This is a genomic window from Albimonas sp., from assembly GCF_055129145.1.
The window spans coordinates 1-9,553 of sequence record NZ_JBSRTQ010000155.1 but is presented as its reverse complement, the minus strand read 5'-3'; the positions used below and the strand labels follow the sequence as shown (position 1 = coordinate 9,553).

General features: G+C 65.7%; 11 protein-coding genes. 6 read left to right on the top strand and 5 right to left on the bottom strand.

Going from position 1 to position 9,553, the window contains the following annotated elements:
• Positions 1–500, bottom strand: a 500-nt coding sequence (locus ACTB72_RS18165; protein ID WP_463038421.1) for a division plane positioning ATPase MipZ, incomplete at its 3' end; no start/stop codon positions are given.
• A 177-nt stretch (positions 501–677) separates the two neighbouring features.
• On the opposite strand from ACTB72_RS18165, the gene ACTB72_RS18160 reads away from it, so the two are divergent.
• Positions 678–1,280 (top strand): PA14 domain-containing protein, encoded by a 603-nt coding sequence (locus ACTB72_RS18160; RefSeq protein ID WP_463038420.1) that lies wholly within the window; start codon positions 678–680, stop codon positions 1,278–1,280.
• 49 nt (positions 1,281–1,329) lie between these two features.
• Here the strand turns inward: ACTB72_RS18160 and ACTB72_RS18155 are convergent, their stop codons facing one another.
• Positions 1,330–1,461 (bottom strand): hypothetical protein, encoded by a 132-nt coding sequence (locus ACTB72_RS18155; protein WP_463038419.1) that lies wholly within the window; start codon positions 1,459–1,461, stop codon positions 1,330–1,332.
• Positions 1,462–1,748: 287 nt separating this feature from the next.
• Here ACTB72_RS18155 and ACTB72_RS18150 point away from each other — a divergent pair, with 287 nt between their 5' ends.
• Positions 1,749–2,141 (top strand): BrnA antitoxin family protein, encoded by a 393-nt coding sequence (locus tag ACTB72_RS18150; RefSeq protein ID WP_463038418.1) that lies wholly within the window; start codon positions 1,749–1,751, stop codon positions 2,139–2,141.
• Between the two features lie 46 nt (positions 2,142–2,187).
• Here ACTB72_RS18150 and ACTB72_RS18145 read toward each other — a convergent pair whose 3' ends face one another.
• From ACTB72_RS18145 to rimO, 3 genes are all read right to left on the bottom strand, one after another.
• A complete protein-coding gene (locus ACTB72_RS18145; RefSeq protein WP_463038417.1) occupies positions 2,188–2,691 on the bottom strand; it encodes a type II toxin-antitoxin system VapC family toxin in 504 nt (167 codons plus the stop codon).
• Positions 2,684–3,544, bottom strand: coding sequence for a hypothetical protein (locus tag ACTB72_RS18140; RefSeq protein ID WP_463038416.1), 861 nt, complete (start codon positions 3,542–3,544; stop codon positions 2,684–2,686). The genes ACTB72_RS18145 and ACTB72_RS18140 overlap by 8 nt, the downstream gene beginning before the upstream one ends.
• A gap of 91 nt (positions 3,545–3,635) precedes the next feature.
• The gene (gene rimO / locus ACTB72_RS18135; RefSeq protein ID WP_463038415.1) at positions 3,636–5,003 is read right to left on the bottom strand and encodes a 30S ribosomal protein S12 methylthiotransferase RimO; all 1,368 of its coding nucleotides are present in this window, start codon (positions 5,001–5,003) and stop codon (positions 3,636–3,638) included.
• Positions 5,004–5,254: 251 nt separating this feature from the next.
• On the opposite strand from rimO, the gene ACTB72_RS18130 reads away from it, so the two are divergent.
• From ACTB72_RS18130 to ACTB72_RS18115, 4 genes are all read left to right on the top strand, one after another.
• Positions 5,255–6,025 carry a VPLPA-CTERM sorting domain-containing protein gene (locus ACTB72_RS18130; RefSeq protein WP_463038414.1) on the top strand — a complete coding sequence of 257 codons (771 nt, stop codon included), beginning with the start codon at positions 5,255–5,257 and terminating at the stop codon, positions 6,023–6,025.
• A gap of 338 nt (positions 6,026–6,363) precedes the next feature.
• Positions 6,364–7,626, top strand: a complete 1,263-nt coding sequence (locus ACTB72_RS18125; protein ID WP_463038413.1) for an MFS transporter — start codon at positions 6,364–6,366, stop codon at positions 7,624–7,626.
• A gap of 78 nt (positions 7,627–7,704) precedes the next feature.
• Entirely contained in the window at positions 7,705–9,162 is a 1,458-nt protein-coding gene (locus tag ACTB72_RS18120; RefSeq protein WP_463038412.1) for an MATE family efflux transporter, read from the top strand.
• A gap of 125 nt (positions 9,163–9,287) precedes the next feature.
• A partial coding sequence (locus ACTB72_RS18115) for a 2Fe-2S iron-sulfur cluster-binding protein (protein WP_463038411.1) occupies positions 9,288–9,553 on the top strand: 266 nt, incomplete at its 3' end.

Genomic DNA, 9,553 nt, shown 5'->3' with positions numbered 1-9,553 from the left:
CGGTTGCCGAGCGCGGTGGGGGCGATGTCGGCCCCGGTCTCGGCGAGCATCCGCAACGTGTCCTCCATCGCGCCGCCGCGCGGCGGCACGCGGTTGAGCACGATGACGCCGCGGGTCTTCTCCCTGGCGCACATTTCCAGCGTGGCCCCGGTCGCCCAGGCGTCCATCGGCGAGGGCTGGCAGGGGATCACCACCAGATCGGCCTGGCGCACCGCGGCGCGCAGCAGGATGTCGGCGTTGCCCGGACAGTCGACCAGCACATGCGACGCGGCCTTCGCGGCCCGGCGCAGCGCCGATCCCGCCTGCCAGTCGGGGGCGGCGTCGACCGGGATTTCGGGGTCGTCGCGGATCTCGGCCCAGCGGGCGAGGCTGCGCTGCGGGTCGAGGTCGACCAGCGCCAGGGTGAGGCCCCGCGCGGCCATGGCCACGGCGGTCTGCACCAGCAGCGTGGTCTTGCCCGCGCCGCCCTTCTGCTGTGCGAACACGATGATCTTCGCCATCCGCCTGCCCCCTTCGCCCATGCCCGACCGCCACCCAAGCGCGTTTCCCCAACCCATACAAGGCCGCGCGCGGCCGGGTCCGGTTTCCGCGCCGCATTGTGCGAAAACCATTGGCGCGGGGCGCGCGGGCTTCTAGCCTCGGGGCCGGTTCTTTATGAGAACGTTTGGGGGTTCGGCATGAGACGCGGCATTGGACGGGGCACGGGACGGGGCATCGCGGCGGCGCTTCTGGCGCTGGGGACGGGCTGGGCGGCGGGCGCTTGGTCGGAGGCGGCGGCGCAGGCGCTGACCCGCGCCGATCCCCAGCCCGAGGGTCTGAAGCCCGGGTTGGAGGTGCGTTACGCCTATCCGCCCGACATCAAGTTCCTCGACCAGGCCGAAGGTCTGCGGGGCAACGCCACGCTCGGCAAGCCTCTGGCAGGCTTCGACTATCCCGACACGGCGCAGGGCCAGAAGGCGCTGACCTCCGACGCGGCGGAGAAGGTGGCGGCCTTCATCTCGGGCTACATCCGCTTCGACAGGGCGGGGCTCTGGAAGATCCGGCTGCAGTCGAATGACGGGGTGAGACTGTCGGTGGGGGGGGTGGAGGTTTACGAGCACGACGGCCGCCACGCCTGCGCGACGCTCGGCTGGAAGGCGGAATACGAGGTGCCGGAGCCGGGCTGGTACGCGCTCGAGGCGACGTGGTTCCAGCGGTCCTCGAGCTCGTGCCTGCTGATGGAATGGGCGGGCCCGGGCGACGACTTCGACTGGACCCCGAACGAGGCCTTCGGCTACTGAGCCCGCGTCGTCTCCCCGGACAGCGATGCCCGGGGAGACGCGGCCGGCCTCACTTCTTGCCGGATTTGGCCTGAGATTCCAGCAGCCTGGCGGTCAGCGGGTGCGCGACAGCCGCCGGCGGCGCCTTCACCTGCTTGGGTTTCTTCACTTCCTTGTTGGTGCGTTTCTGGCCCTTGGCCATGGTCTTAGCCTTCGCCGGACTGGGCCGCGCGGGGCCGGATGGCCTGGGCGGCGGAGGGCGCGCCGGGGTGCGGCCTCCGGGCTCGGGGCCGCGCGCGATCTCGCTTGCGGCGCGCATCATGCGCCTCGGCGAGGGCGGCGTCGAGGGGGCGCGAGAGGGGGGTGACATGCGTGCACCGGGCGTGCACCGGGCGTATGCCTAGGGTTTCCGTCGGGTTTTAATCGGATTGGAATGGTTTTCGGGGAGGATCGGGCGCGGGACCGGGGGCGGAACCGGGAGGCGCGCGCATGACCGAGGATGACGAGGACCACTACGACCCGAGCTTCGACGGGGAGAACTACGACACCATCGCCTGGATGGACCGGGCGATGTCGCTTTCGGACCAGGGCGACTACAAGGCCGCGCTCCGCGTGATGGAGCAGGGCGAGGCCGAGATGAAGAAGTGGGCCGCCTGGAAGGAATTCCGGGCGCGCGAGCGGGCGATCGAGACCGTGCTGCGCGAGGCCTGGTCTGCGACGACGCGCAAGGTCCCGGTGCGGCCGAAACAGGCGCGGGTGACGCTGCGGCTGGACGAGGACGTTGCGAAATGGTTCCGCAGGCTGGGGCCGAACTATGGGCGCCGGGTGAATGCGGTGCTGCGGGACTATGCGATTCTGGAGGGGTTTCGGGCGCGGCGGTGAGAGGGGGCGAGGGCGGGGTGGCGGGCTGGCGCCCGTCCTACCCGCCTCAATCAGCTTCAAGGAGTGGAGCGGGTAACTCTGACGTGCCTGGCTTAACAATCGACATTGGTGATCCATCTCGACCGTCTATTTTGAGGTTTAGGCCCAGAAGCTTCCTGTCATAAGTGTGCATGTGATCCACCTTAGCAATAAATGCGGATGCTACATGTACAGCGTCGGCTGGCTTCAGGCCGGAAATACCTGAGATCTGTAGGGATTGCGCTTTTCTGCCCGCAAAGGTGTCCAAGGGTATCATTAAAATGTAAGATCGATCAAAAAATCCGGCTAAATTGATTGATGGGCTGCTGCGAATATTTGGAGATTTGCACACCTCCGCTAACGTAAAGGCCGATGTGGCTATCTCAGCCCTGCCTTTTTCAGCGAGCTTTAAAATATGACGGCAATCTGCAAATCGGTTTTCGGTATGACCGTTTTCAAGTGTAAGAACCTCTTGCGAGATATAGGCAATCCAAGCACACGCATCCCAGTAGAGCCGTACCGGTTTATTCATCCTCTCTTAGCCTCGCGAGATAAGAGACACTTTCTTGTCCATCGGTGAAATTTGGATCAAGAATGTCGTCTATGGATGGGAGCTTAGAGTCCGCCTCAAATATTTGCACATAGTCAACTGAAATTTTGTCTATCGATCCTAGTGTCTTAAAGTAAATATCGCCAAATACCCTAACGCGCATGCCGCTCCATATCTCGCCAACTTCCACATGGCCAAGGCGATCCAACGCGGCACCAGAGACGACGCACTTCACGTCTTGTTCTTCTATTCGCGTGCGAATGCGTAAAACGGGTCGACCGTAGCCATCTCGTTCGACTCTGCGAATGAATCCCTCGACAGATCCGATTTCACGATAGGGCGTACTTGGTGGGTTGAGTATTTGTTCAATATTCCTACGCGCTTTCCGCGCATAATCGCGGTCAATTTGTATTTTGACCGCTTCAGTCGAAGTGGAAAATTGAATGGAAGTGAAGTCAAATTCAGACTCCGTACGTATAAATAGCATTTCGCATTTCTTCGTGACCGCATCGCTAAAATATGGCGGTCGTTCGCCGCTTTTTTGTAGGCTTAAAATTCCACTCGAGGCTGTATTAAGCACAAGCTCGGCTCGACGGCTTATATCAACGCCATGATCACGAGGGGCCGCCGTCAACTCGATTGCTACGGGACTATTTTGATGGGCGTCTGTAATCCGCCATACTATTTTGGGGGTCGATTCGTCGGAGATCGACGACTCGAGGCCATTGATTATTTCCAACAAATCACGGAGCTGGCCGAGGAAGTCTTCAGCGGATGGATTGTCTCCGCCGTAAAAGTTGCGAGCGGCGATGGCAATGCTCACTTTCAGTTCCACGGCCCTGCCCTCCTCGGCCGACGCGTTGCCTTAATCACGCTAGGCGCAACTTTACTATGGGCCGTTTAACGGCGCATGCAAAAACGAAATTTCATGCCTCCCCCCAAAGATCATGCTCCTCGGCGCCCGTCACCTCGACCTCGACGATGTCGCCGACCTTGAGGCCCTCGCCCTCGACAAAGATCCGGCCGTCGATCTCCGGCGCATCCGCCACGGTGCGGCCGGTGGCTTCGTCCTCTTCGACCTCGTCGAGAATCGCCCAGACCCGCGTGCCGACCTTGGCCGCGAGCTTCTCGGCGGAGATGCGGGCCGAGACCTCCATGAAGCGGGCGTGACGCTCGGCCGCCACCTCGGGGTCGACGTGGTTCGCAAGGGCGTTGGCGGGGGCGCCCTTGACGTCCTCGTAGATGAAGCAGCCGACGCGATCGAGACGCGCCTCCTCCAGCCAGCCCATCAGATGCTCGAACTCGGCCTCGGTCTCGCCGGGGAAGCCGACGATGAAGGTCGAGCGGATGGCGAGGTCCGGGTTGATGCCGCGCCAGGTGCGGATGCGCTCCAGCGTGTCCTCGGACGCGGCGGGGCGGGCCATGCGGCGCAGCATGTCGGGATGGGAATGCTGGAAGGGGATGTCGAGATAGGGGAGGAGGCCGGCGGGCGAGGCGGCGCGCGACATCAGGGGGATCAGGTCGTCGACCTGCTTGTAGGGATAGACGTAGTGGAGGCGGGTCCACAGGCCCAGCGAGGCGAGGCCCTGGGCGAGGTCCTTGATATGGGCGCGGTATTCGGTCCCGCGCCAGTCGCCCGGCGCGTGGCGGAGGTCGCGGCCGTAGGCGGAGGTGTCCTGGGAGATGACGAGGAGCTCGCGCACCCCGGCCTCGGCCAGCTTCTCGGCCTCGCGCAGCACGGCGCGGACCGGGCGGGAGGCGAGCTTGCCGCGCAGCTGGGGGATGATGCAGAAGGCGCATTTGTGATTGCAGCCCTCCGAGATCTTCAGCCAGGCGTAGTGGCGGGGCGTGAGGCGGAGGCCCTGGGGGGGGAGCAGATCGAGGAAGGGTTCGTGCGGCCGGGGGTTGGCCAGATGAACGGCGTCGAGCACCTGTTCATACTGATGAGGGCCGGTGACGGCGAGCACCTTGGGATGGGCTTCGCGAATCGAGGCCTCGTCGGCGCCCATGCAGCCGGTGACGATGACGCGGCCGTTCTCGGCCAGCGCCTCGCCGATGGCCTCGAGCGATTCGGCGCGAGCCGAATCGAGGAAGCCGCAGGTGTTGACGATGACCGCGTCGGCCCCTGCGTAATCCGGTGATATCGTGTAGCCTTCGGCGCGCAATCGGGTCAAAATCCGCTCGCTGTCCACCAAGGCTTTGGGGCAGCCCAGCGACACCATTCCGACGGAAGGGGGACGCGGAGCGAGGATGCGGTTCGACGGGGCTGAGGTTTCTGCGGTCATCCGGCGCATTTAGCCGGGATCGGGTCCGCCGGGAAGGGGTTCCCGCGGTTTCGGGGCCTCTCTTGGCTAACGTTTTCTGAATGGCAGGGTTCCCAGACGTCGCCAACTCTGCTAAAAAATCCCGTGAGTGTGGGACCGCGACGTGAATCGCCCTCCTGCTTGGGAAAACAGCGTTCGGTCGCTTAATTGAAACGGAGCTTGAGATGCGGGGTCTTAAGACACTTGCGGTAGGGGCCGGAATCGCGACGACAGTCGCTCTGATGTCCGCCCAGGCCGCAAATGCCCTTGCCAGCTACAGCGCGACGGCGGACATCCAGGTGTCGGCTTTCGGTGGGGCTGGGTACGGCAAGGGGTGGAAGCCGGCGACATATGTCAGCAATTCGACGTCGTCCTATGCGATCGGCGGCCAGCTGGCCGCGCCGAGCGAGAACATCCTCGAAAACGAGGGGACGACGACGCATTCCTTCGTGCCGGTGTCGTCCGTCTACAACACGGTCTATTCCAACACCGTCGACCGCAAGGTGATCAGCGCGTCCACGACGCTGTCGGGCACCGCCGACGCGGCGGGCGGCAAGTCCGAGGTCTCCACCAGCGGGACCTGGAGCATCGGCATGTACTTCTACAACCGGGAAGCCAACTCGGTTGACGCGAAGTTCACGGCCAGCGTGTCCCTGCTTCTGGGCACGAGCGTCGACGACCTTCTGAGCGAGAGCGCCTATTCGAACGCCACCGTCACCGCGCTGCTGAGCATCAACAACGGCACGCCGACGGTCCTGTCGCAGTACTCGATCTCTGCGGATTCCGAGAATGGCGAAGGCGAAGGCGAGAACTCTGGCCCGAAATACGTCAGCTTCACGCTGCCGGGCAAGACCGACTCGCTGACCTCGAAGGCCGTGCTGACCTTCGTCGTCAATCTCGACGGCTACGCCACTTCGGCCGTGCCGCTGCCGGCGGCGCTGCCGATGCTGGGCCTTGCGCTCGGCGGGCTGGGCTTCGTCGCGCGTCGTCGCTCGAAGAAGACCGACGCCTGAGGCGGCGCTCGCTCAGGCGAGGCCGATCCATTCAGCGGGCCGCCCAGATCTGGGCGGCCCGTATGCGTTTGAGGCGCGTTCGCGCGCCATCCTGACCGAACCGGCGACTCCGCCCTGGAGCCCGCCCGCGATCCGACCCTGACGCGCGTCGAGCCAGGGCCCCCTGATCCCCAGGGCGCTCCCGCCGGCGGACGTCGCAACTCCCTGGACTGACACGGCTGTTCGATGCGACCTGCAAAGCGAACGGGTCGCCCGAGCCCAGCTGAGACCGCACTGCGGAACGAGAGTTCCGCCCGATTTCGCTCGCCTTGAACGGGCGGCATGAGTAAGGATGCCTTATGACCAGACGGCCCGTTCCCATCGCCGAAGCTGCGAATTACCCGCGCTGGCGGCGCCCGGAGGCGCTCCTGCTCGTGATGGCCGCGGGATTGCCGCTGGCCTTCGCGACCTGGAGCGCGCTGCTCAACAATTTCGTGGTCGAGGCGGCGGGCTTCGACGGCTCCGACATCGGCTGGCTGCAGACGGTGCGCGAGATCCCGGGCTTCGCCGCCATCGGCGTGATCGCGGTGATCCTGTTCGTGCGCGAGCAGACCCTGGCGCTGATCTCGCTCGGCATGCTGGGCATCGCCACGGCGCTGACCGCGCAGTTCCCGACCTTCGGCGGGTTGCTGATCACCACCTTCATCGGCAGCCTCGGCTTTCATTACTATGAGACGGTGAACCAGAGCCTGCAGTTGCAATGGCTGCCCAAGAAGGACGCGCCGCGCATGCTGGGGCGGATCCTGGCGGCGGCCTCGGGCGCTTCGCTGCTGGCCTACGGACTGATCGTGGGGGCGTGGAAGGCCTTCGATCTGGACTACAACACGGTCTACATGGTCGGCGGCATGGCCACGCTGGCGGTGGCGATCTTCGCGCGGTTCGCCTATCCGAACTGGGAGGCGCCGCACCCGCAGATCAAGAAATTCGTGCTGCGCAAGCGCTACTGGCTCTATTACCTGATGACGTTCTTCTCGGGCGCGCGGCGGCAGATCTTCGTGGTCTTCGCAGCGTTCATGATGGTCGAGAAGTTCGGCTACGAGGTGCACGAGGTCACCGCGCTGTTCCTCATCAACTACATGTTCAACATGCTGTTCGCGCCCCTCGTCGGGCGGTTGATCGGGCGCTATGGCGAGAAGCTGGCGCTGACGCTGGAATATGCCGGGCTGGTCGGGGTCTTCGCGCTCTATGCGGGGGTCTATCATTTCGACTGGCCGGCCTGGGCGGCGGCGGCGCTCTATGTGGTGGACCACATGCTGTTCGCCATGGCCTTCGCGCTGAAGACCTATTTCCAGAAGATCGCGGCTCCGGCCGACATCGCGCCGACCGCGGCGGTGGCGTTCACGATCAACCATATCGCGGCGGTGTTCCTGCCGGCGGGGCTCGGCTACCTTTGGCTGGTCAGCCCCTCGGCGGTGTTCACGCTGGCGGTGGGGCTGGCGGCGAGCTCGCTGGTGCTGGCCCGCATGATCCCCCGCCATCCCGAGGAAGGGCGCGAGACGGTGTTCGTGCGCGCCCCCGTGCCCGCGGCGCCGATCGCGACGCCCATCGCGCCGGCCGAATGACCATGCGCGCCGCCCTCACGCGCCGCGCCGCCGGCCGACGCATGGGGGCGGCGGTTTCAAGAGGCCAGGGGGCCGACCATGCCTGACGCGACCCCGAACCCGAGCCTCGCCGCGCCGGCGCCCAAGGGGTTGGCGGAGGAGGGGCGCTTCACCCGCGGCTCCACCATGCGCCATGTCGCGGTGATGACGCTGACCGGGTCGCTGGGCCTGACCTTCATGTTCCTCGTGGATTTCGTGACGCTGCTTTACGTCTCGATGCTGGGGGACGAGCGGCTGACTTCGGCGGTCGGCTACGCCTGGACCATCCAGTTCTTCACCGTGGCGATGGGCATGGGCTTCGGCGTGGCGGCGACCGCGCTGGTTAGCCGGGCGCTGGGCGCGCGGGACAAGGCGCGGGCGCGGCGGATCGCGGGTTCGGTCATGTCGTCGGCCTTCGTGTTCCTGCTGGTGATGGCCTTCGTGCTGACCGGCATGCGCGGCTGGGTGCTGACCCTGCTGGGGGCGGAGGGGTTCGTGCATCAGCAGGCTTCGGATTTCCTGCTGGTGACCATGCCGACGCTGCCGCTGATGGCCTCGGGGATGCTCGGGTCGTCGGTGCTGCGCGCGATGGGGGACGCGAAGCGGGCGATGTATGTGACGCTGTCGGCAGGGATCGTGGTGGCGCTGGCGGCGCCGTTCCTGATCTTCGACGACGTGTTCGGGATGCCGGCGCTGGGGCTGGGGATCACCGGGGCCGCCTGCGGGCTGGCGCTGACCCGGGCCTGGACCGCGGGGATGGGCTTCTACTACGCGGTGATCGTGCATGATCTGGTGGAGCGGCCGCGGCTGGCGACGGTGCTGGCCGATCTGCCGGCGATCGTGCGGCTGGCCACGCCCTCGGCGCTGACGCAGCTGTCGACGCCGGTGGCGAATTTCCTGCTGACCGCCGCGATCTCCGCCCATGGCGCGGGCTATGTGGCGGGCTGGGCGGTGGTGAGCCGGATGACCGTGCTCGCCTTCGCCGGGGTCTTCGCGCTGTCGGCGGCCATCGGCGGGATCGTCGGGCAGAACTACGGGGCGGGGCGCTTCGACCGGGTTCGGACCACCTATCGCGACGCGCTGATCTTCTGCGCGGGCTATGTGGCGGTGGTGTGGGGGATCATGTTCGTGGCCTCCGACGCCATCGCGGAGGGGTTTTCGCTGTCGCAGCAGGGCTCCGACGTGGTGCATGCGTTCGGGGAGATCGGGGCGGGCGGGTTCCTCTTCGCCGGCGCGGCCTTCGTGGCGGTGGCGGCGTTCAACAGCCTCGGGCGGCCGGTCTGGTCGACGGCGGTGAACTGGTCGCGCGACGCGGTGGCGATTCCGCTGATGCTGATGCTGTTCGCCACGCTGCCCTACGGGGCGGACGGGGTGATCTACGCGCAGGCGGCGGGCGGGGCGCTGGTCGGGCTGGTCGCGGGCCTGCTCGGCTGGATCTACGTGCGCCGGCTGGAGCGCAAGGCGGCGGAGGCGGGGGGCGTTCCCGGGACCGGACTGACCCCTTCCCCTGCGCAATAGACGACGCGCGGATCCTCCCGATCGCGTCAGGGGGCTGGCGAAATCCGTCGGGGCGACCTATCACGGACCATAGGGCAGTGGACCAAGATCCCAGGTAAAGACCCAAGGCGCCGGAGGCTGCGAGCATGGTCAAGATCACCTACGTGGAGTTCGGCGGGACCGAGCATGTCGTGGATGTCGAAGAGGGCCTGACCGTCATGGAAGGGGCCCGGGACAACGGCATTCCGGGCATCGAGGCGGATTGCGGCGGCGCCTGCGCCTGCTCGACCTGCCATGTCTATGTCGATCCCGCCTGGACCTCGAAACTCCCCGAAAAGGAGGCGATGGAAGAGGACATGCTCGACTTCGCCTATGACGCGAAAGAGAACTCGCGCCTGACCTGCCAGCTCAA

Coding starts and splice junctions, on each gene's coding strand:
- ACTB72_RS18160 (WP_463038420.1), top strand. CDS start 678: ATGAGACGCGGCATTGGACGGGGCACGGGACGGGGCATCGCGGCGGCG.
- ACTB72_RS18155 (WP_463038419.1), bottom strand. CDS start 1,461: ATGGCCAAGGGCCAGAAACGCACCAACAAGGAAGTGAAGAAACCCAAG.
- ACTB72_RS18130 (WP_463038414.1), top strand. CDS start 5,255: ATGTCCGCCCAGGCCGCAAATGCCCTTGCCAGCTACAGCGCGACGGCG.
- ACTB72_RS18145 (WP_463038417.1), bottom strand. CDS start 2,691: ATGAATAAACCGGTACGGCTCTACTGGGATGCGTGTGCTTGGATTGCC.
- ACTB72_RS18125 (WP_463038413.1), top strand. CDS start 6,364: ATGACCAGACGGCCCGTTCCCATCGCCGAAGCTGCGAATTACCCGCGC.
- rimO (WP_463038415.1), bottom strand. CDS start 5,003: ATGCGCCGGATGACCGCAGAAACCTCAGCCCCGTCGAACCGCATCCTC.
- ACTB72_RS18120 (WP_463038412.1), top strand. CDS start 7,705: ATGCCTGACGCGACCCCGAACCCGAGCCTCGCCGCGCCGGCGCCCAAG.
- ACTB72_RS18150 (WP_463038418.1), top strand. CDS start 1,749: ATGACCGAGGATGACGAGGACCACTACGACCCGAGCTTCGACGGGGAG.